The 20,259-nt window shown below is 62.8% G+C and carries 19 protein-coding genes and 1 pseudogene; 1 reads left to right on the top strand and 19 read right to left on the bottom strand.

The genetic code is table 11. The features are described 5' to 3' along the window. Positions 1–29 precede the first annotated feature (29 nt). The gene (gene fdxA / locus KP004_RS10345; protein WP_129126239.1) at positions 30–200 is read left to right on the top strand and encodes a 4Fe-4S ferredoxin; all 171 of its coding nucleotides are present in this window, start codon (positions 30–32) and stop codon (positions 198–200) included. A gap of 142 nt (positions 201–342) precedes the next feature. On the opposite strand, the gene gltX is transcribed toward fdxA, so the two are convergent. The 19 genes and pseudogenes from gltX to KP004_RS10440 form a co-directional block, all read right to left on the bottom strand. Further along, entirely contained in the window at positions 343–1,749 is a 1,407-nt protein-coding gene (gene gltX / locus KP004_RS10350; protein ID WP_216802227.1) for a glutamate--tRNA ligase, read from the bottom strand. Positions 1,750–1,830: 81 nt separating this feature from the next. Further along, positions 1,831–2,019, bottom strand: coding sequence for a DNA gyrase inhibitor YacG (locus KP004_RS10355; protein WP_216802228.1), 189 nt, complete (start codon positions 2,017–2,019; stop codon positions 1,831–1,833). An 80-nt stretch (positions 2,020–2,099) separates the two neighbouring features. Continuing rightward, positions 2,100–2,942 (bottom strand): response regulator, encoded by an 843-nt coding sequence (locus KP004_RS10360; RefSeq protein WP_216802229.1) that lies wholly within the window; start codon positions 2,940–2,942, stop codon positions 2,100–2,102. A 69-nt stretch (positions 2,943–3,011) separates the two neighbouring features. After that, the gene (locus KP004_RS10365) at positions 3,012–3,824 is read right to left on the bottom strand and encodes an SPOR domain-containing protein (protein ID WP_216802230.1); all 813 of its coding nucleotides are present in this window, start codon (positions 3,822–3,824) and stop codon (positions 3,012–3,014) included. 9 nt (positions 3,825–3,833) lie between these two features. Further along, complete coding sequence (argS, locus tag KP004_RS10370; protein ID WP_216802232.1) at positions 3,834–5,498, bottom strand: arginine--tRNA ligase; 1,665 nt, start codon at positions 5,496–5,498, stop codon at positions 3,834–3,836. Then, positions 5,495–5,665 (bottom strand): hypothetical protein, encoded by a 171-nt coding sequence (locus KP004_RS10375; protein ID WP_216498899.1) that lies wholly within the window; start codon positions 5,663–5,665, stop codon positions 5,495–5,497. The genes argS and KP004_RS10375 overlap by 4 nt, the downstream gene beginning before the upstream one ends. A 34-nt stretch (positions 5,666–5,699) precedes the next feature. Continuing rightward, positions 5,700–6,107, bottom strand: a complete 408-nt coding sequence (locus KP004_RS10380; RefSeq protein WP_216802234.1) for an FtsB family cell division protein — start codon at positions 6,105–6,107, stop codon at positions 5,700–5,702. Positions 6,108–6,113: 6 nt separating this feature from the next. Next, on the bottom strand, positions 6,114–7,049 hold the full coding sequence (locus KP004_RS10385; protein ID WP_216802236.1) for a UDP-glucuronic acid decarboxylase family protein: 936 nt from the start codon (positions 7,047–7,049) through the stop codon (positions 6,114–6,116). Positions 7,050–7,204: 155 nt separating this feature from the next. Continuing rightward, positions 7,205–8,557, bottom strand: coding sequence for a UDP-glucose dehydrogenase family protein (locus KP004_RS10390; RefSeq protein ID WP_216802237.1), 1,353 nt, complete (start codon positions 8,555–8,557; stop codon positions 7,205–7,207). 57 nt (positions 8,558–8,614) lie between these two features. Then, on the bottom strand, positions 8,615–9,445 hold the full coding sequence (rsmA, locus tag KP004_RS10395; protein WP_216802239.1) for a 16S rRNA (adenine(1518)-N(6)/adenine(1519)-N(6))-dimethyltransferase RsmA: 831 nt from the start codon (positions 9,443–9,445) through the stop codon (positions 8,615–8,617). Further along, on the bottom strand, positions 9,445–10,473 hold the full coding sequence (tsaD, locus tag KP004_RS10400; RefSeq protein WP_216802240.1) for a tRNA (adenosine(37)-N6)-threonylcarbamoyltransferase complex transferase subunit TsaD: 1,029 nt from the start codon (positions 10,471–10,473) through the stop codon (positions 9,445–9,447). The genes rsmA and tsaD overlap by 1 nt, the downstream gene beginning before the upstream one ends. A gap of 67 nt (positions 10,474–10,540) precedes the next feature. After that, a complete protein-coding gene (locus KP004_RS10405) occupies positions 10,541–11,860 on the bottom strand; it encodes a PhoH family protein (protein ID WP_216802242.1) in 1,320 nt (439 codons plus the stop codon). Between the two features lie 223 nt (positions 11,861–12,083). Next, complete coding sequence (locus KP004_RS10410; RefSeq protein WP_216802244.1) at positions 12,084–13,220, bottom strand: aminotransferase class V-fold PLP-dependent enzyme; 1,137 nt, start codon at positions 13,218–13,220, stop codon at positions 12,084–12,086. Positions 13,221–13,273: 53 nt separating this feature from the next. Further along, positions 13,274–14,257, bottom strand: coding sequence for a DHH family phosphoesterase (locus tag KP004_RS10415; protein WP_216802494.1), 984 nt, complete (start codon positions 14,255–14,257; stop codon positions 13,274–13,276). 168 nt (positions 14,258–14,425) lie between these two features. Further along, on the bottom strand, positions 14,426–14,728 hold the full coding sequence (locus tag KP004_RS10420) for a hypothetical protein (protein WP_239027023.1): 303 nt from the start codon (positions 14,726–14,728) through the stop codon (positions 14,426–14,428). A 354-nt stretch (positions 14,729–15,082) separates the two neighbouring features. Further along, a complete protein-coding gene (locus KP004_RS10425; RefSeq protein ID WP_216802247.1) occupies positions 15,083–17,704 on the bottom strand; it encodes a CBS domain-containing protein in 2,622 nt (873 codons plus the stop codon). Continuing rightward, a complete protein-coding gene (gene amrB / locus KP004_RS10430) occupies positions 17,704–18,510 on the bottom strand; it encodes an AmmeMemoRadiSam system protein B (protein WP_216802248.1) in 807 nt (268 codons plus the stop codon). The genes KP004_RS10425 and amrB overlap by 1 nt, the downstream gene beginning before the upstream one ends. A gap of 194 nt (positions 18,511–18,704) precedes the next feature. Further along, positions 18,705–19,271: pseudogene (gene scpB, locus KP004_RS10435) on the bottom strand (SMC-Scp complex subunit ScpB); the annotation flags it as partial. A 119-nt stretch (positions 19,272–19,390) separates the two neighbouring features. Then, positions 19,391–20,203: a segregation and condensation protein A gene (locus KP004_RS10440; protein WP_216802249.1), complete on the bottom strand. Its 813-nt coding sequence runs from the start codon at positions 20,201–20,203 to the stop codon at positions 19,391–19,393. Positions 20,204–20,259: the final 56 nt, after the last annotated feature.

Genomic DNA, 20,259 nt, shown 5'->3' on the forward strand with positions numbered 1-20,259 from the left:
TTTAACTCCAGGTGAAGGAGGTGAATACTTTGGCACATACCATCAGCGACGAATGCATCAACTGCGGCGCCTGCGACGATTCCTGCCCGGTCAACGCTATCAGCGAGGCTGGCAGCAAGAGGGCTATCGCTGCGGATACCTGCATTGACTGCGGCGCTTGCGTCGACACCTGCCCGGTGTCCGCAATCTCCCCGGCCTAATCAGCAACCGCACAAAAGAAGCATGTAATGCCATGGCCTGCAGCCGGCTCGTCCGCTGCAGGCCTCATTTTTTGCCTCGTAACATCAAAAAGGAGGGCGCCCCGAGGGGCGCCCTCCTTTTTTCGTCGGCAGCTCCCGCAGCCTACTTCGCGAGGACGGCGATGGCGCGTTCGATACGCTTTTTGGTTTCCTGCAGCCCGAGCACCTCGATCATCTCGTAGATCCCCGGGGACGCGGTCGTGCCGGAAAGGGCGAGACGCACGGCCGGACCGACCTGCCCCAGTTTGATCCCCTTCTCCGCCATGAGCTCCTTGAAGGCCTGCTCGATGTTGGCCTGATCCAGGGCAGGCAGTGCCGCCAGCTTCTCCACCAGGGCGGTAAGCAGCGCCGGAGTGTCGGCGTTATACGCCTTGGCGACTCCCTGCTCGTCATAGGAGAGCTCGTCCCTGTAGTAGAAAAGCGCCCCGTCGGCGAGTTCCAGCATGGTCTTGGCCCGCTCCTGCAAGGTCTTGATCACGGCCACCAGGTCCGGTCCCCCCTGCGACGGGTCCACGCCGCGCTCTTTCAGGAACGGCACCAGGAGGTCGGCCAGGCGTTCCGGGTCGCCGGTCTTGATGTAGTGGGCGTTCAGCCACAGGAGTTTTTCCGTGTTGAAGACACCGGCCGAGCGGCCGACGTTCTCGATGGAGAATTTCTCGATCAGGTCCTGCAGGGAGAAGATCTCCTCGTCGCCGTAGCTCCACCCCAGGCGCACCAGGTAGTTGACCATCGCCTCCGGGAGAAAGCCCATGTCGCGGTAGGCCATGACCGAGGTGGCGCCGTGGCGCTTGGAGAGACGGGCCTTGTCGGCGCCGAGGATCATCGGTACGTGCGCGAACACCGGGACCGGTACCCCCAGCGCCTGGTAGATCAGGATCTGGCGCGGCGTATTGTTGACGTGGTCGTCACCGCGGATCACCGTGGTCATCCTCATGGTGACGTCGTCGACAACCACGACGAAGTTGTAGGTCGGGGTGCCGTCGGTACGCTGGATGATCAGGTCGTCCAGCTCCGCGTTCTCGAAGGAAACCTTCCCCTTGATGAGGTCGTTCCAGGTGGTGGTCCCTTCCTTGGGGGTCTTGAAACGGATCACGTAGGGGCGGCCATCGTCCTCCTGGGGAGGGAGATCACGGCAGGTACCGTCGTACTTCGGTTTCCCCCCTTCCGCAAGCGCCTTCTCACGCTTGGCCTCGAGCTCCTCGACGCTGCAGTAGCACTTGTACGCCTTGCCCTCCGCGACCAGCTTGTCGATGTACTCCTTGTAGACCGGGAAGTAGTCGGACTGGAAGAAGGGGCCCTCGTCCCAGTCCAGCCCCAGCCATTTCATCCCTTCGAAGATGGCATCCACCGACTCCTGGGTGGACCGGGTCACGTCGGTATCCTCGATCCTGAGCACGAAGGTGCCGTGCTGCTTTCTGGCCAAAAGCCAGTTGAAAAGCGCCGTGCGCGCTCCTCCGACATGAAGGAAGCCGGTCGGGCTCGGTGCGAAACGAAGACGTACTTCTGACATGAGTGGCTCCTTTACTGCTTTGATCATTGCATGGCTGCAATAAAATGATGTGTCGTATCGCGTCGGGACGTGCGGGGATGGTTACCCCTCGTCCTCATCGTCATCCTGGTGCTGGGGCGCCTTCTCGCCGGGGATGCGGTACCCTTCGCTGGCCCAGGTGCCGAGGTCGATCATCTTGCACCTTTCCGAGCAGAAAGGGCGGTACGGGTTCCCGGCCAGCAGGGCTTCCTTGCGGCAGTGCGGGCACTTGACGGTCTGTATGGCGCACATGGCGTTTCCTCAAATAAATACCTCCAGCGCCGGACGGGGCTGGAGGGTGCGTGGTCCTGGTGATATTTGCGGCGAACCGCTTAGCTTAACTGGTACGTGCGCTCCCGAAACTGCAACGCCCTCTTCACCCGCGTGATCAGGGTCTCCTCGCGCACCGGCTTCTCTATGAAGTCGAAAAAGCCCTTCTCGAACGCCTTCACCTCGTCCTCCGGCTTCAGGGAACTGGTGATGAGTATCACCGGTATGGCGTTCAGGTCGGGCACGCTGCGCAGCGCGTCGAAAAGCCCGAAGCCGTCCAGCTTGGGCATCATCAGGTCGGTGAGCACCACGTGCGGCTTCTCGGTCAGGACCGCCTTGTAGGCCTCCAGACCGTCCGCGGCGTGGATGACGCGGAACCCTTCCCGGCCCAGAAAGTCGCCGAACATGACTCCCATCAGCTTGTCATCCTCGACCACCAGCACAGTGTGGGCGGCCGCGCTGGAGACCTCTTTTTGCAGGTAATTCCTGCAGATGGCGGCGTAGATCTCCTTGCGGGTGGCGATGAAGGGGGTGATGGTCAGCCCGAGGTTGGCCGAAATGTTGCGCACCACCCGGGTCTCCGTGGGATCCGCCATGGCCAGCGCCAGTCGCTTCTCGTCCAGTTTGAGCGGGAAGATGTAGTTGTGCATGGCCACATCGACCGTGATGGTCTTCAACAGTTCCGGCGAGAAGCTGTAGCCGGAAAAGTTGCTGGCGACGCGGCAGCCGTACTGCGTGGCCAGGGCCTGGGCCAGTTCCTCGCCGGTGACCAGTTCCAGGTCCTCCAGCACGGTGCCGAAGCGCTTGCCGAGCTTTTTGGACAGCACCAGCATCCGCTCCACCGTCTTCTCGGAGAGCAGCCCGTTCTCGATGAATATTTCACCCAGCTTTTTTCGTCTTTCCATAACACGCTCCCCATCCCGGGGTTAACTGTAGCTCGGGGAGAGAAAAAAACCACGCTGGGGGCCGAAAAGCTATTCCGCGACCACCGTCGCCCCGCTCCCAACCTTCCCGGCCAACTGCTGCGCCTCCGGCTTCGACAGGTGATGCCCTACCCTGATCCGGTACCAGACTCCCTTGTCCTGTAGCTTCGATTCCACCAGGTATGCGGCCACGCCCTTGGCGACGAGCTTGGCGCGCACCGCGTCCGCCTCTTTCCTGTCCTTGTACGAAGCGACCTGCACCAGGTAGCGTGCTTCGCCACCCTGCTTTTCGGCGGCAGGCTTCTCCGCGCCGGCGTCCGTGGCCTTGTCCCCGGTTTTCTCCGCGGCTTTGGCCTCCGGCGCCTTGGCGGGTACGGCGGCAGCGGCCGGCTTTGCGGAGGCCGGCTCGGCAACGTGCGCCGCGGTCGCGGCCGGTGCGGCGGCTGCCGCCTTGGACTGCACTTCGGGAAGCTTCGTGTTGATGCCGCTGCCCATGGCCCCCTTCCCTCCTGAGGGAAGGGTCTTGTAGAAGGTAAGCGGGACCTCGGGGGCGGGCTGCCCCGGCTGGCCGGGTTGGCCCGCCTGTCCTGCTTGAGCGGGTGCCGCCGGTTGCGCCACGGGTGCGGCCTGCGCCTTCTGCTGAGCTGCGGCCTGCGCCGCGGCGAGGGCCTTGGGATCAACCTTCCCCTTGAACAGGAACCACCCGGTCAGCACACCTGCCCCGTACCCCAGGGCGAGCAGCAGCAGACCGACCACCGCGAAGGTGCCGATCGGCTCCCGGCGGGGACGGTTCTTCTGCACGGGTTTGACGCGCTCGGCGCTTTCCCTGACCGCCCTCATCTTTTCGCTGTAGTCAAGCCGCATGCGCCCCTCCTACATCCTCTCCGGAGCCGACATCCCGAGCACGGTCAGCGCGTTCTTCAAGGTCACGGCGACGCAGTGCAGCAGGAACAGACGGGCCTGGGTGAGCTCGGGCTCCTCGGGGGTGATCACCCTGCTCTTGTTATAGAAGCTGTGGAACTCGCCGGCCAGGTCCTGCAGGTAGTAAGTGATCCGGTGCGGTTCGAAGTTGACCGCCGCCCCCTCCAGGATCTCCGGGTAGAGGGAGAGCTTCTTGATGAGGCTCATATCGTCGGCGCTCTCCAGCAGCTCCAGACGCACCCCGTCGAAGTTCGGCTCCACGCCGCGCTCTTTGGCCGTGTCGAAGATGCTCCTGATCCTGGCGTGGGCGTACTGCACGTAGTAGACCGGGTTGTCGTTGCTCTGGCGCTTGGCGAGCTCGAGATCGAAATCGAGCTGGCTGTCGGAGCGGCGCATCAGGAAGAAGAAGCGGGCGGCGTCGCGGCCGACCTCGTCCACAACCTCCTTCAGCGTCACGAACTCGCCGCTTCTGGTGGACATGGCCACCGGCTGGCCGTCGCGCAAAAGCGATACCAGTTGTACCAGGATGATGCCGAGGTCGTCGGCCTTGCGCCCCAGTCCCTGCACCACGCTCTTCAGCCTCGGCACGTAGCCGTGGTGGTCGGCGCCCCAGACGTCGATGACCCAGTCGAAGCCGCGCGCGTACTTGTCGCGGTGGTAGGCGATGTCGGAAGCGAAGTAAGTGGTGACGCCGTTACTTCTGACTACCACGCGGTCCTTGTCGTCGCCAAACGCCGTGGTTCTGAACCAGAGCGCTCCTTCCTGCTCGTATATGTGCCCCTTCTCCTGCATTTCGGCGATGGCCGAGGTGACCTTGCCGTCATCGAAGAGCGACTGCTCGGAGAACCAGTTGTCGAAGCGGATGCCGAAGTCCTGCAGGTCGTCGTCGATCCCCTTGAGGATCAGATCGCCCCCCATCTTGGCGAAGAAGGAAACGCCCTCCTCCTGCGGAGCCTTCAGAAAGCGGTCGCCGTGCTTGGTGATGGCGTCCCGTGCGATGTCCTTGATGTAGTCGCCCTGGTAGCAGTTCTCGGGGAACTCGATCTTCTCGCCCAGCAGTTCCTTGTAGCGCAACAGTCCGGAGAGCCCCAAGGTGTTCATCTGGTTGCCGGCGTCGTTGATGTAGTACTCGCGCTGCACGTCGAAGCCGGCGGCGGAGAGGAGGGAGGCGACGGCATCACCGGTCGCGGCGCCGCGGCCGTGGCCGATATGCAGCGGACCGGTCGGGTTGGCGCTGACGAACTCGACCTGCACCCGCTTGCCGGCGCCGACCTTGCTCTTGCCGTACTGGTCGCCGGCTCGGTCGATCGTGGTGAGGACCTGCCTCCAAGCCGCGTCCTTGACGAAGAAGTTGATGAAACCGGGGCCGGCGATCTCGACGGACTGGATCAGGTCCGACGCCTCGGCGAGCTTCTTGACCAGGGCCTCCGCGACGGCGCGCGGCGCCTTGCGCTCCTGCTTGGCCATCTGCATGGCGACGTTGGTAGCGAAATCTCCGTGCTCGGCGTGTGCCGGCTTCTCCACGTTGATGGCCGGAACCACACCAGAGGTGAGCGTGCCGTCGGCGAAACACCCCTCGATTCCCTTCAGGATGCATGCGCGCAGCTGCTCCTTCATATCTTCTCCTCCCTTTCCTTATCCTTTTCCGCGTCGGGCACGGGTTTTATGGTCACGTCGCGTGTGAAGTCCGGGCAGCGGGCGCCGCCGTCGGGCACGCAGAATTTCTTGGAGCAGTGTTCGCGCCAGGCGCAGACCACGCAATGCTGTTTTCCTGTCTGAGTCATGCTGATTACCTCGAATGCCCGCCTGGGGCTTGCGTTACTTGCCGGAGTGCGGTGCCGGCTGTGCGGGCTGAGCCGGTTTGGCAGCCGACGCTCCCTGTGCCGCCGGTGCGACGGGCGCGGGCACCTGCGCAGCTCCCTGGGCCGGAGTCCCGGCAGCGGCGGGCTTGCCCCCCCCCGGGAACTGGTAGATCACCTCGTTGCTGCGCACCAGGCCGAAGTCGCGCCTGGCGATGCTCTCCAGGTAGCGCCGGTCCGACTGCAGCGCGGCGATCTCCCGCTTCAGCTTGTCGTTTTCCTCTTTCAACTCGTTCAGGCGCTTCTGCGTCTCGTCGAGGTCGCGGTGCAGGTGGTTGATGCGCAGCAGCCCCCGGTCACCGAAGACGGTGAAGCCGAGGATGAAGATGATTACCGCTGCCGGTACTAAAAAAAATCGTTTCTGCATGCGTTCCTATGCCGAGGTGAGGACGGACCGGAAATAGTCGATGGTCTGCTTGAGCCCGTCGTCCACGCTCACCGTGGGTTCCCAGCCCAGCATCTGCTTGGCCAGCGAGATGTCCGGCTGCCTCTGTTTCGGGTCATCGGCCGGCAGTGGGCGGTACACGATGCGCGAGGTGGACCCGGTGAGGGCGATGATCTTCTTGGCGAATTCCAGGATGGTCGTCTCCGCGGGGTTGCCGAGGTTGACCGGGCCGGTGAATCCGGGGGTCTCCATCATGCGCATCATCCCCTCCACGAGGTCGGAGACGAAGCAGAAGGAACGGGTCTGCTCCCCCCCGCCGTAGACGGTGATGTCCTCGCCCTTGAGGGCCTGGAGGATGAAGTTGGAGACCACGCGGCCGTCATTCTCGGCCATCTTGGGGCCGTAGGTATTGAAGATCCTGATGATCCTGACGTCCACGTGATTCTGGCGGTGGTAGTCCATCATCAGGGTTTCGGCGACGCGTTTCCCCTCGTCGTAGCAGCTTCTCAGCCCCAGGGTGTTGACGTTGCCCCAGTACGCCTCCGTCTGCGGATGCACCTGCGGGTCGCCGTACACCTCGGAGGTGGAGGCCTGCAGGATCCTGGCCCTCACCCTCTTGGCGATCCCCAGCATGTTGATGGCGCCCATGACGCTGGTCTTGGTGGTCTTCACGGGGTTGTACTGGTAGTGGATCGGCGAGGCGGGGCAGGCCAGGTTGTAGATCCGGTCCACCTCGAGGAGGATGGGCTCGGTAACATCGTGGCGGATCAGCTCGAAGGAGCGGTGGTCCAGCATATGCGCGATGTTGCGTTTGCTGCCGGTGAAGAAGTTGTCGAGGCAGATGACATCATGCCCTTCCCTCAGGAGCCTCTCGCAAAGATGTGACCCAATGAACCCGGCGCCGCCGGTGACCAGTATGCGCATAAAACCTCTCAAAACCCGTTCGACGTTCAACGTTCGACAGGTTCCCTGCCTTTGAATAACTGCACCTTGGCGGCTGAGACATCAGGTGCCGCCAGGAAGAAAAGAACCAACGCAAAAAACTGGACGAACGTTGAACGTTTAACGTTGAACGGCCGTTATTGCATCTCGCAGGACGCAGCGCCGTTTCTGCCGATGGGGTAGTACTCGTAGCCGATCTCGCGCATCCGCTCAGGCTGGTACAGGTTGCGGCCGTCGAAGATGAGCGGGTTGATCAGGAGCGTCTTGATCCTCTCGAAGTCGGGGTTGCGGTATTCGTTCCACTCGGTGATGATCACCAGGGCGTCGGCTCCCTTGAGCGGTTCGTACTGGTTCATGTGGTAGCCGATCCGGTCGCCGAAGTGTTTCTTCGCCTCGTTGAGCGCCTCGGGATCGTGGGCCCGCACGGTGGCGCCCAGTTCCAGCAGCCGGTTGATGATGGTCAGCGAGGGAGCCTCCCTCATGTCGTCGGTGCGCGGCTTGAAAGAAAGCCCCCAGACCGCGATGCTCTTGCCCGCCAGCGGCTGGTCGCCCCCCTGCCCCAGATGACGTTCGATCTTGTCGGAGAGGATGCGCTTCTGGCGCTCGTTGGCCTCTTCCACCGCCTTCAGCAGGATGAAGTCGTAGCTGCACTCGTCAGCGGTCCTCGCCAGCGCCTTCACATCCTTCGGGAAGCAGGAGCCGCCGTAGCCGACGCCGGGGAAGAGGAAGTCGTAGCCGATACGGGAGTCGGAGCCGATCCCTTCGCGCACGGCCATCACGTCCGCACCCATAAGCTCGCAGAGGTTGGCGATCTGGTTCATGAAGGTGATGCGGGTGGCCAGCATGGCGTTGGCGGCGTACTTGGTCATCTCGGCGCTTCTGATATCCATGACCAGCATCCGGTTGGACTTGCGCATGAAGGCCGAGTACAGCTCTTTCATGATTTCGGCGGTGCGCACGTTGTCGGTGCCGATCACCACGCGGTCGGGTTTCATGAAGTCATCGATGGCCGCCCCCTCTTTGAGGAACTCGGGGTTGGAGACCACATCGAACTCGATGTGCACGCCGCGCTCGGCCAGCTCTTCCTTGACAGCAGCGCGCACCTTGTCCGCGGTCCCCACGGGGACGGTGGACTTGTCCACGATGATCTTGAAGCTTTCCATGGAACGGCCGATGTTGCGGGCCACGGAGAGCACGTACTGCAGGTCGGCGGATCCGTCCGCACCCGGCGGGGTACCGACGGCGATGAAGCAGACCAGGGACTCCTTGACTGCGGCGTCCAGGTCGGTGGTGAACTTAAGGCGCCCTTCCTCGCCGTTTCTGAGCACCATCTCCTTGAGGCCGGGCTCGTAAATGGGGATCACGCCACGCTTGAGACCTTCTATCTTTTGCTGGTCGACGTCGACGCAGATGACGTCATTGCCGCTTTCGGCGAAACAGGTGCCGGCAACGAGGCCGACGTAACCGGAACCGATCACGCATACTTTCATGAGGCGCTCCTCTGGTGATTAAAAATTAGCGTTCTTATATAGCACATTCATGTGTCGTTATGCCAGAGTTTTCCCCGAGCACAAGTCCCTGGAGAGGGCCGCGAATTCTTCCAGCGACAGGGTTTCCCCGCGCCTGAGACCGTCGATGCCGCAGCGGGAGAGCGCGGCGGAGAGCGAGCCGTCGCCGTCGTCGAAGCCGGCGGAACGAAGGGAGTTCAGGAGGGTCTTCCTGCGCTGGTTGAAGGCGCCCTTCACCAGGCGGCGGAACAGGTCCTCGTCCCCCACCTCGACCCGCGGCGCGGCGAGCGGAATGAAGCTCAGCACGGCCGAGTCCACCTTCGGGACGGGACGGAAGGAGCCCGGCTTCACAATGAACTCCCGGCGGATGTCGAAGTGCAGCCGCAAAAGGACCGTGAGGGCGCCGTACTCCTTGCAGGCCGGAGGGGCGGTCAGGCGGTCGCCGACTTCCTTTTGCAGCATGAGCACGAGGGATTCGAAGAGGTCGCAATGATCCATGAACTTGAAGAGCACCTGCGACGAGATGTTGTACGGGAGGTTCGCCGCGACCTTCCACTTCCTGCCTGGTGCCCGCGTGTTCAGGATCTGGGGCAGGTCCACCCTGAGGATGTCGCCGTGGCCGATCTCGACGCGGTCGTTGCCGGCGAACTCTGCGTGCAGAAACGGGATCAGCTCGCGGTCCCACTCGACCGCGACGAAACGCGCGCCGCTTGCCACCAGCAGCCGGGACAGAGCCCCCCTGCCCGGCCCCACCTCGAGGATGCAGTCGTCGCTGACGGGTGCCACGCAGGCAACGATGCGGGAAAGCACGTTGTCATCCACCAGGAAGTTCTGGCCGAATTCCTTTTTGGCCTTGATTCTCTTCTCCATTACATCCCTCCCGGGAAACGCGCCGAAAGCTTGTCCAGCGGCCAGACCGGCAGGGCGTCGAGATCGAAGCCGCTTTGGTAGCCGGCGCCGAGGTAAAAGTCGCCGGGGACCGCGATCATCGCCGCGTTGTCGGCGCACAGCTTCGGAGAGGGGATGGAAAGCTCCACCCCGTTCGCCTCGGCGTACTCTGCCATGGAGCGGCGCAGGCCGCTGTTGCAGGCCACCCCGCCGGCCACCACGAGCCGTTTGATCCCGGTCTCGGCTATGGCCGCCGCGGTCTTCTTGGTCAGCACCTCGCAGACCGCGGCCTGAAAGGAGGCGGCCAGGTCGTTGATCCCCTGCTCCTTCGCCTCCGGATGCTTGCCCACGTGGGTGAGCACCGCGGTCTTTAGCCCCGAGAAGCTGAAGTTGAAGGTGCCGTCGTGCAAAAGAGGGCGCGGGAACTTGATGGCCCGCGGGTCGCCTCCGGCCGCCAGGCGGTCGATGGCCACGCCCCCCGGGTAGGGAAGACCGATCAGTTTGGCCACCTTGTCGAAGGCCTCGCCGGCTGCGTCGTCCACGGTCTGCCCGAGGGTCTTGTAGCGGCCGATGCCGTCGACCCGGTAGAGATGGGAATGTCCTCCCGAAACCGCCAGGGCGATGAAAGGGAACTCGACCGGCCGTTCCAGGAAGACGGCCAGGAGGTGCCCCTCGATATGGTTCACCCCGACCAGCGGGATCCTTCTCCCGAGGGAGAGCCCCTTGGCGGCGGAGATGCCGACCAGGAGCGCGCCGGCCAGTCCCGGCCCTTGGGTCACGGCGATCCCCTCGATGTCGGTGATCGCTACCCCCGCCTCCTGGAGTGCCTGCTCCACCACGAGGGAGACCGCTTCCAGGTGCTGCCGCGAGGCGATCTCGGGCACCACCCCGCCGTATTCGGCATGGATGTCGATCTGGGAGGCAACGATGCTGGAGAGCACGGTCCTGCCGTCCCTCACCACCGCGGCGGCGGTTTCGTCACATGAAGATTCCAGCGCAAGAAGAAGCATAAAAAAATAGAGAGGGCACCAGCAGCGTGCCCCCTTTTTCTCTCCCGTTGTGAGGTTTTCGCGTCAGCTACAGCAGGTTCGCCGCCAGTTCGGCCAGTTCGCTGCGTTCACCCTTGGTCATGGTGACGTGGGCGGAGATGGTCTGTTCCTTAAGGCGCTCCACCACGTAGGTAAGGCCGTTGCTCTCGGCGTCCACGTAGGGGTTGTCGATCTGGTACGGGTCGCCGGTCAGGATGATCTTGGTCCCCTCGCCGGCGCGGGTAACGATGGTCTTGATCTCGTGCGGGGTCAGGTTCTGCGCCTCGTCGACGATCATGTACTGGTTCGGTATCGAGCGTCCCCTGATGTAGGTGAGCGGCTCGATCTCGAGGATCCCCATCGCCATCAGCTCCTTGTACCCCTTGCTGTGGCGCTTCTCCCCTTCGTGCCCGCTCAACAGGAGCTCGACGTTGTCGAAAATCGGCTGCATCCAGGGGGAGAGCTTCTCCTCGATGTCCCCCGGGAGAAAGCCCAGGTCGCGCCCCATCGGGAACACCGGTCGCGAAACCAGCAGGCGGTTGTAGACGTTCTCCTCGGCGGTCTTCTGCAGGCCGGCCGCGATGGCGAGGAGCGTCTTGCCGGTGCCGGCCTTGCCCACCAGGGTCACGATCTTGATGTTGTCATCCAAAAGGGCGTCCAGCGCCAGGGACTGTTCCAGGTTCCTGGGGAACAGGCTCCAGACCCCTTCCTTGTCCAGCTTGCCCAGCGGCATCATCCTGCGCGAGACGTGGTCGAAACGCCCTACCGCACTGTGCGAGGGGTTACCCGCTTCGGACAGGAGCAGGTACTGGTGGGGCAGGTAGCCGTTGTCCAGGTCCAGCCACCCCTGACTGTAGAAGCGGTCGATGACGTCGGCCCCGACCTCGAGGGTGGCGCATCCGGTATAGAGCTCGTCGATGGCGACCTTGTCGGATTCGTAATCCTGTGCCGCGAGCCCCAGTGCGTCGGCCTTGATGCGCAGGTTGGTGTCCTTGGTGACCAGGATGACCGGCATCTGCTTCTGGGATTCCATGAGGTCGACGGCCACTGCCAGGATGCGGTTGTCGCCCCTCTCCTCGCGCAGTTCGGGGGGGAGCCGCTTCATCACCTTCTCTTCGTAGATCTCGATCTTCAGCGTGCCGCCGCTTTCCAGGTCGAGTCCCTGCGAAAGCGAGCCTTCCTTGCGAAACGCGTCCATGAGTCGGGAGACCTGGCGGGCGTTGCGCCCCGTCTCGTTCATGTCCTTCTTGAAACGATCGATTTCCTCGATTACCGTGATGGGTATGATGATGGAGTTGTCTTCGAACTTGGTGAGAGCCTGCGGGTCGTACAGAAGTACATTTGTATCAAGAACATAGATTTTCTTCATATCCACTCCCTGTACGTGGCTGCCTTCAGAAAAACCGAATACCTCATCCCTGACCAACAAAGCTGAACTTTTCGTAGTATCCCCTTCCACGGCTCCAAGGCCGTCTCGTGCCGGTTGAATGTGGGGCGAATGATCATTCGCCCTGCCCCCTCATCCCGCCCAAGTCCGTGCAGGCTGTTACAGAGAGGGAGCCGTGCGCGCCGCTAATGAGCGGGCAAAACTTTCATGATATTATCGCACGCAGCGCGTTAAGAAAAAAGTCGATATCCGATTCGGTGTTGAAAAAACCGGGGCTGACCCTCACGGTCCCCTCGGGGAAGCTGCCGATGCTGCGGTGCACGTCCGGCGCGCAGTGCAGCCCTACCCTCACGCTGATGTCGTACTCCGCGTCGAGCAGGTACCCCAGGGCCGCCGGGTCATGTCCGTCCACATTAAAGGAGACGGCGGCGCCGCGTTCACCCTGCCGGGGACCGTACAGCCGCACCCCGGCGATGCCGGAGAGACCCTCCAGGAGCTGGTCGACCAGGGCAGTTTCCTTGGCCCGGATCACGTCCAGGCCGGTCGATTCGATGAAGTCGAGCCCCGCCTTCAGGCCGGCGATGGCAGGGGTGTTGACGGTGCCGCTCTCCAGCCGCTCGGGCATCTGCTCGGGGGGCTCGGGAGCGCTGGCGCTGCCGCCGGTCCCCCCCACCTGCAGCGGCTCCAGCGTGATGCCCGGGGCGACGGCGAGGATCCCCGTGCCGGGAGGACCGTAGAGCCCCTTGTGGCCGGGGGCGGCCAGAAGATCGATGCCTATCGCCTCGGCGTCGATCGGGAAGAAGCCGGCGCTCTGCGCCGCGTCCACCAGGAAGAGTGCCCCCCCGCGCCGCGCCGTCTGGGCGATATCGGCGATGGGCTGTACCGCACCGGTGACGTTGGAGCAGTGGGCGAGCGCCACCAGCCTCGTGTTGGGGCGCATGGCGCGGGCGATGTCCTGTTCGGAAACCACGCCGTCGGCGTCGGATGCAACGAAGGTCACCTCGACGCCGCGCTTGGCCGCGAGGTGCAGCGGACGCGACAGCGCGTTGTGCTCGACGCAGGTGGAGACGACGTGGTCGCCGGGCTTTAGCAGTCCGAACACCGCGATATTGATCGATTCCGTTGCGCTGTGGGTGAACACGAGGCGGGAGGAGTCCGAGACCCCGAAGAAACGGGCTAATGCGGAGCGTGCTTCGTAGACTATGCGGGCCGCGGCAAGCGACTGTCGGTATCCTCCCCTGCCGGGCGCAACGCCTACTTCCCGCATGGCAGCGTCCATCGCCTGGTACACGGCATCCGGTTTCGGGAATGAAGTCGCTGCGTTATCTAGGAATACGGACATACCGTATTTACTAGCATTTTAAGGGGGCTTTGGCAACCGCTTTCATGAATTGTTTACGGGACTAAGGCCAATGGCGGATCGGTCACCGCGAGCTCGGTCAGGAACCTCTGAGTCAGCACAGCTTCGAGTTCTCCGACCCGCTCCGGCTCCACTTCGTCGATCTTCCCCCCCGCCATCATGCCGTGCCCGCCGGCGGTGCCGATGCCGGCCACCAGCTTGCGGATCAGCTCTCCGGCGTTGATCTCCTCGCTGGTGGTCCGGATGGAGAGAACCAGCTCGTGGCTGTAGTGTCCCAGACAGAGGACGGTCTCGGTCCCCTCCAACCGCACCAGGAGGTCGGCCAGCTCCGACACCACCTCGGGGAACTGCACCCCGTCCAGTGAGGCGACCAGCACCTTGCCGTAGAGGTTCGCGTGCTCCAGCGCGCTGTGCAGCGCGATGAAGTATTCCCTGGGGAGATTGGGACGGGTGATGCTGTTCAAAAGCGTCTTGTTGGCCAGGGGGAAAAGGACCAGGTAGGCATCGCGGTCGGGACGGGTCGCCTCGCGTCCCAGGTCCTGGGTCTCTGACTTGATGGCGTAAAAGAGCGCCGTCGCGAGCTTGGTTCCCACCGAGACACCCTGCACCTTCAGGTATTCGTAGAGGATGGTCGCGGTGGTGCCATAGTTGGGGCGGATATCAACCCAGCGGCAGGAGGCGCTTCCGTCCCGCATGGGATGGTGGTCTATGACGATGTCGGCGCGCACGTCGAGGGGGAGCGAGTTGTTGCCGGTGCCGGGTTGGGTGTCCAAAAGGCAGACCACCGGGAAGGCCTTGAGATCGATCAGCGGAAACGGGGTGAGCGGTATCTGCAGCAGCTTGGCCATGGCGAGGTTCTCGCTCCGGCCGATCATACCCGAGAAGGCGATCACCGCCTCACGGTTCAGCTTGACCGCGAAGAGGTGCCTGAGCGCCATCGCGGAGGCGAGCGAGTCGGGGTCGGGATTGTCGTGCACCACGATCAGAATCCGCCCGCGCCCGCTGACCCAGGTAAGCATGGCATCGGTATAGGCAAGCAAGTCGGACCGTGTTTCGATTTCCGCCAAAGGGCACCCCCGGCTGTTTAATGTCAAACAGCGTGAAGTTTATACCACCCCAGGTACAGGTGCAAAAAAAAAGGGAGGCGTAGCCTCCCCTTAGGGTTCGTATCATATCGAGGGGATGGATCAGAACTTGCCGCGCAGCAGCTCGGCCATGGCGACGATGTTGCTCTGTCCCTTGACGTTCCCTTCCCGGAATTCAGGGTGGATGGTGGGAATGGCAAACTTCACCTTGCCGTTTTCGTACTCCGCGAGGGACCTGGAAGTGATGACTGCGCCGTAGACCGCACCGACGATAACACCGATACCGGCTCCGATGCCAACGTTCTGCAGGTGGTCACCGGGCTTGTCGGTGAAGGCGAGCATGGCCGCCCCGACGAGGCCGCCGGCGAGACCGCCGTAGAGAGAATCTTCAAAGATGGTCTTCATCGCGTTTTCTTCTGCGAGACAGGGAGTTGCTATAGAGAGGAGGGTTACTAGGATAGCCACTGCGCGCTTCAGATTCTTCATACGATCCCCTTTTCCGATTTTTGCGGCAAGTCGCCGTCACCCTTGCAAATCAGGGGCCAAAAAAGGTACGACAAACGACACACACGCTAAGTAACCGAAATAACGTGAACAACTGGCTAAGACGGACGAAATGGGATACGTTGAAAAGTGAGGAAGGGATTTTTAATGTGCTGTAAACGCCTCACATCACAGGCGCTTGCAGCAAAAAACGTTATTTACCGGCATTTTACGCAGCCACCGTGAAAAGGCGGTGGTGTGGCAAAATTGCAACAGCTACGACTGCAGCTCCCGCACCAGCCGGAGTTCATCCTCTTTGGAGGAGACCCTGCCGTTCATCCTGGCGCTCAATACCGCGTCCAGAAGCTCCCGATAGATGGGGCCTGGCTTGATGCCCAGCCGCTTCAGGTCTTCGCCGCCGATCAGGGGCTCCATCCCGTGCAACTTGGTGAAATAAAGCGAGATGCAGCGCTTGGTTTCCGGGTTTCCGCTTCTGGCCATGTGGTAGAGCAGGATCTCGACGGAGAGCCCGCGCAGGGTGAAGTAGATATCGCTGTTCTCCAGCCGCTCCTGCCGCACCAGCTTGCGCTCCATCGCGCCGATCAGCTCCGCGCCCTGCCGCCGCATCTCGGCCAGGTGCTCGCTTTGGTGCTCGCTGACCGCGAGCCTGGTGCAGGTGGCCCAGAACTGCTCGGGCGAAAGCACCTCGCACAAGGCAAGGAAGTAAACCGCCCAGCGCTCGTAGGGGCGCTCCAGGTACAGGAGGTCGAACCAGGAGACGACGTAGCGCACCTCCTCGAGGGCTGCCTGTAGTTCCGACGTCAGTTCGATGGAAGGGTGGATGAAGCGCAAAAGCCCAAGCGAGGCCATGCGACTGATCCCCTGCAGCGGTTCCTTTTCCCGAAGGATCTGAACCAGTTCGGAAAGGAGTCTTCTCCCCCCCAGCTTCACCAGGAAGTCCATCTTCACCGCATTCTTGATCAGATCCTCTGTGTGCTTGGCGATCCTGAAGTTGAGCCGCTGCTCGAAGCGGATGGCGCGGAACACGCGGGTCGGGTCCTCGACGAAGGAGAGGTTGTGCAGCACCCGGATCACCTTGGCCTGCAGGTCGCGGTAGGCGCCGAAGTAGTCGATCAGCTTGCCGAACGACTGGCTGTTGAGTGCGATGGCCAACGTGTTCACCGTGAAATCGCGGCGGTACAGGTCCATCTTCAGCGACGAGCGCTCCACAGTGGGGAGTGCCCCGGGCGAGACGTAGTACTCGAGTCTTGTGCTGGCGACGTCGATCTTGAAGCCGTCGGGAAAGACGATGACCGCGGTGCCGAACTTCTCGTGACTCTTCACCCGGCAGCCGAACTCGGCGGCGAAAGTCTCCGCGAACAGGATGCCGTCGCCGTCAACGGTCACGTCGACATCGGAATTGCGCTGACCGAGCAGCAGGTCCCGCACGAAGCCCCCCACCGCGTAAACCGGAAGATCGAGCCGGTCGCCGACACGTCCCAGGTTGTGCAGGATCTCCACTGAGGTCTTGGGGAGGTAGCGCCTCATCATCCCCTCAACCTCGCGGTTCTTCACCTGGATGGCGTCGCGCGACAGGTCGTAGATCGCCTCGCTCCCCAGGCTGTAGCGCAAAAGGTCCGTGCGGGTGATCACCCCCACCAGCTGTCCCTGGTCGAGAACAGGCACCAGACGGGAATCCCCCCCCACCATGTAGCTCTGGATCTCGCTGATCGGCGTCTCCGGCGTCGCGGCGTAAAACTCCGAGTGCATGTAATCGGAGATGGGGACCGAGTTGAGGTTGTGGTAGAGCGCCTTCTCGACCGTCTTGCGTGAGATGATGCCCATTACCTGGTCGCCCGACAGCACCGGCATGGCACTCACGTTGTAGCGCACCAGCCGCTCGCGCGCCTCCTCGATGGTGCAGTCGGGGGGAAGGGTCTTGACCGGCGAGGACATGATGCTCCGCGCGACGCGGATGGGATCGACCCGTTTGCGCAGCACCGCTTCCAACTGCTCCAGCACCTGGATCAGGGTGAGCCCACGCACCGTCGCCGACGCCGCCGTGGCGTGCCCGCCCCCCCCCAGCTCGCGCAGGATCTCCCCTACCCTTACCTCCGGGATCCTGCTGCGGGCGACCACGAAGACGCGGTCCTGCATCCCCACCACCAGGAACAGCACCTGCAGGTTCTCCATGTCGCGGATCATGTGCGCCAGCGAGGCGATGTCGCCGATGTAGCGGTCCACGGAGGCATGCGCCACAGAGACGTCGACCCCTTTGAGGGAGCTGGTTTTCAAAGAGGTGAGCAGGTCGTTGAGCAGCGAGACCTGTTCCACGGTCAGCTCCCGGCCTATGGAGTCGGCGACCTCATTCAGTTGCGCGCCGCGTTCCAGGAGCCAGGCGGCAACCGCGTAGTCTTCGGCGGTGGTCGAGGGGAAGGTGAGGTTGCCGGTGTCCTCGTGGATGCCGAGCATCATCAGGGTGGCTTCAGCGGGACTGACCTCGATGCCGCGCTGCATCAGGAGCGTGGCGAGAATTGTGGTGGTGGAGCCGCAGGGACGGATGATACCGCCGACAGCCTTGAGGTCACCGGAGCTGATCGGGTGGTGGTCGTAGATCAGCAGTTCGACCCCCTCTTTCTGCGCGAGTTCTCCGAATTTGGCGAGACGTGCGGAGTGCTGGCAATCGACGACGATGAGGCGGGTCACAGCGGAAAAATCCACGTCCTTGATGCGGGTGGCTTCGAACTCGGGATGGGGTGCCTTCTGGAAGAATTCACGCACCCCCTTTTCCTGCGCCCCGGAAAACACGAGGACCGCGTCCGGATACAGCTTTTTGGCCGCGACCATGGAGCCGATACAGTCGAAATCCGCGTTGACGTGGGTGGTGATTATCTCCATCAGGAAACCATGAGGGCGGCGTAGGCGACCACGCTGTGCAGGTCGCCGTTCACCTCGCCGCTGTTGGTGTAGTGCACCAGGCGACAGGAACGGGCTCCCATGATCTTGGCTGCGACCAGGAGCGCGGTGGCGGGGATGACGCCGCACATGGTGATGTTTTTCTCACGGCACACCTTCAAAAGCCCCTCGGGGTCCATGTCCGCCAGCCGCGCCAGCGCCTGGTCGTCCTTCACCTTGGCCGCGGCGGCGGATTCGTAATGGGTCATGTCGGAGCTCGCCACGATGAGAACCTCCTCGCCGTAGGCGGCGATGGCGCGGGCTATCCCTTCACCCACCCGGGCGATCGAAGGGAAGTCGGGGAGCGCGAGGCAGAGCGCGGCGATGGAGACGCCGGGATTGCGATATTGCAGGAAAGGGACCTGGACTTCCAGGGAGTGTTCGTAGCGGTGCGCCAGCGGGTCCTCGCGGACCAGCGGGGCGTGTTCGAGGATGAGTTGCGACAGGCGCCGGTTTACCGGCACCGGGCCAAGCGGCGTGAGCCATTCGTTCTCGGGGGCGAGCGCCGCGGCCACACCGGCGCCGGTGTGATTCGGCCCCAGGATGAGCACAGCGTCGGGCACCTCGACCGCGGCGTACACCGTGCCTGCTGCCTTTCCGGAATAGACATAGCCCGCGTGCGGGGCGATGATGCCGATCGCCTTTTGGGTCGTCCCCTGCCCCTGGGGCATCATCTCTGCGAGCTCCAGGCGAAGCCGATCGGGGTCGCCGGTGTAGAACTTACCAGCCACTGCAGGTTGCCGTACCATACCAGCCTCCTTTTGCGGAAATGCTAATGAGCAGCGTACCAGGCAATATTCTAACTCAGCAGCGACTACGGTTCAACGAACTCCGAGGGGTCGGAGGAATCCGAGGGGTCGGAGGATTCCGAAGAGTCGGCGGAATAATCGGTAGCAGCGGATTCGACAGAATCTGCGGCAGGCGCGGAGTCGGTAGCAACGCCGGCTCCCAGCGGGAGCGCCGGCTGGTCGGCGAACGGGTCAGGAGGCACCAGTTCCTGGATCTCCTTGAGGGTGGGGAGCTGGTTCAGGTCCTTCAGGCCGAAAAGTTCCAGGAATTCACGGCTGGTGCCGTAGATGAGCGGCTTACCCGGGACGTCCTTCTTGCCCATGATGCGCAGCAGCTTCTTTTCCAGGAGGCTTTTCATCACCCCGCCGGAATCGACACCGCGCAGGTATTCCACCTCGGCGCGGGTGATGGGCTGGCGATAGGCGACGATGGCGAGGGTTTCCAGGGCGGACTGGCTGAACTTGACCCCCTTGGTCTTGTTGAGCCTGCGGATGTAGTCGCCGTGCTCGGGGCGGCTTCTCAGCTGGTAGCCGCCGGCAACCTGGATCAGCACGATGCCCCGCTCGGCGGTTTCGTAATCCTCGATCAGCTCGTCCAGCGCGGCACGCAGGTCGGTGCGGTCGTACTCCTCCAGAATGCCGGTCAACCGGTCCAGGGTGAGCGGCTGGTCGTGAACGAACAGGATGCTTTCAACGATTCCTTTTAGCGACTTTCCCGACAACAGATTCCTCCGTAAACGTTCGTAAAGGGGAGAGGGGGACTGGCTCCGCCAGGTGCCTGTCCCCTTGGGGGTTGGGTAAAGGGTGGGCGGATGGAGCGTTCCGCTAGGGGGACAGGCACCTAAACGGAGCCAGTCCCCTCTTCGCCACCCTCACCCTCTCCTCCCTCCTTGGCCGCGAGATGTAACCAGATGGAGCCCTGGTTTTCGGTCTGCACCACCTTGATCAGCTTCAGCTTGCACAGCTCCAGGATGGAGAGGAAGGTGACCACGAGGAGGTCGCGGGTCATGCCGGTGTTGAAAAGGGAGTCGAAGCAGACCGTCTTCTCCGCATGCAGGACCGAGAGCACCTCGCCGATGCGGTCGGCGATGGAGATGCCGTCGGCGACCACGTCGTGGAAGGTATCGACAGACACGCGGGCCAGCACCTTCTGGAAGGCCTCGATCAGCTCGAACAGCTCGACGTCGGCCGGTTCCTCAACCGGCTCCAGCTCATCCAGCTCCGGGGAATCGAACTTGCGGGCGAAGACCTCGCGGCCGAGCAGGTTGCGGCAGTTGAGCATCTGCGAGGCGTCGCGGTAGCGCTGATACTCCAGAAGGCGCCGCACCAGTTCGGCGCGCGGGTCCTCCACCTCTCCATCTGCGTCCTCCTCCGGGGTAACCGGCAGGAGCATGCGCGACTTGATCTGCAGCAGCGTCGCCGCCATCACGAGGAACTCACCCGCGATATCCAGGTTCAAGTCCTTCATGATCTCCATGTAGTCGAGGTACTGCCTGGTGATGGCAGCGATGGGGATGTTGTAGATGTCCACCTCGTTCTTCTTGATGAGGTGGAGCAGCAGGTCCAACGGTCCCTCGAACTCCTCGATCTGCACCCGGTAGGACTGCTCCAGGGCCTCGGAGAAAAGGTTGCTCTGCATCTCTTCCAGGGACAAATAAACTCCTAAACCTAAAACTGTTCTATGTTCTACGTTCTATGTTCTACGTTACC

Source organism: Geomonas oryzisoli (assembly GCF_018986915.1).
GTDB classification, from domain to species: domain Bacteria; phylum Desulfobacterota; class Desulfuromonadia; order Geobacterales; family Geobacteraceae; genus Geomonas; species Geomonas oryzisoli.

Bases quoted from the DNA above. Each gene is read 5' to 3' on its own strand.
- gltX (WP_216802227.1), bottom strand. From the start codon at position 1,749: ATGTCAGAAGTACGTCTTCGTTTCGCACCGAGCCCGACCGGCTTCCTT.
- KP004_RS10355 (WP_216802228.1), bottom strand. From the start codon at position 2,019: ATGTGCGCCATACAGACCGTCAAGTGCCCGCACTGCCGCAAGGAAGCC.
- KP004_RS10360 (WP_216802229.1), bottom strand. From the start codon at position 2,942: ATGGAAAGACGAAAAAAGCTGGGTGAAATATTCATCGAGAACGGGCTG.
- KP004_RS10365 (WP_216802230.1), bottom strand. From the start codon at position 3,824: ATGCGGCTTGACTACAGCGAAAAGATGAGGGCGGTCAGGGAAAGCGCC.
- argS (WP_216802232.1), bottom strand. From the start codon at position 5,498: ATGAAGGAGCAGCTGCGCGCATGCATCCTGAAGGGAATCGAGGGGTGT.
- KP004_RS10375 (WP_216498899.1), bottom strand. From the start codon at position 5,665: ATGACTCAGACAGGAAAACAGCATTGCGTGGTCTGCGCCTGGCGCGAA.
- KP004_RS10380 (WP_216802234.1), bottom strand. From the start codon at position 6,107: ATGCAGAAACGATTTTTTTTAGTACCGGCAGCGGTAATCATCTTCATC.
- KP004_RS10385 (WP_216802236.1), bottom strand. From the start codon at position 7,049: ATGCGCATACTGGTCACCGGCGGCGCCGGGTTCATTGGGTCACATCTT.
- KP004_RS10390 (WP_216802237.1), bottom strand. From the start codon at position 8,557: ATGAAAGTATGCGTGATCGGTTCCGGTTACGTCGGCCTCGTTGCCGGC.
- rsmA (WP_216802239.1), bottom strand. From the start codon at position 9,445: ATGGAGAAGAGAATCAAGGCCAAAAAGGAATTCGGCCAGAACTTCCTG.
- tsaD (WP_216802240.1), bottom strand. From the start codon at position 10,473: ATGCTTCTTCTTGCGCTGGAATCTTCATGTGACGAAACCGCCGCCGCG.
- KP004_RS10405 (WP_216802242.1), bottom strand. From the start codon at position 11,860: ATGAAGAAAATCTATGTTCTTGATACAAATGTACTTCTGTACGACCCG.
- KP004_RS10410 (WP_216802244.1), bottom strand. From the start codon at position 13,220: ATGTCCGTATTCCTAGATAACGCAGCGACTTCATTCCCGAAACCGGAT.
- KP004_RS10415 (WP_216802494.1), bottom strand. From the start codon at position 14,257: ATGCTTACCTGGGTCAGCGGGCGCGGGCGGATTCTGATCGTGGTGCAC.
- KP004_RS10420 (WP_239027023.1), bottom strand. From the start codon at position 14,728: ATGAAGACCATCTTTGAAGATTCTCTCTACGGCGGTCTCGCCGGCGGC.
- KP004_RS10425 (WP_216802247.1), bottom strand. From the start codon at position 17,704: ATGGAGATAATCACCACCCACGTCAACGCGGATTTCGACTGTATCGGC.
- amrB (WP_216802248.1), bottom strand. From the start codon at position 18,510: ATGGTACGGCAACCTGCAGTGGCTGGTAAGTTCTACACCGGCGACCCC.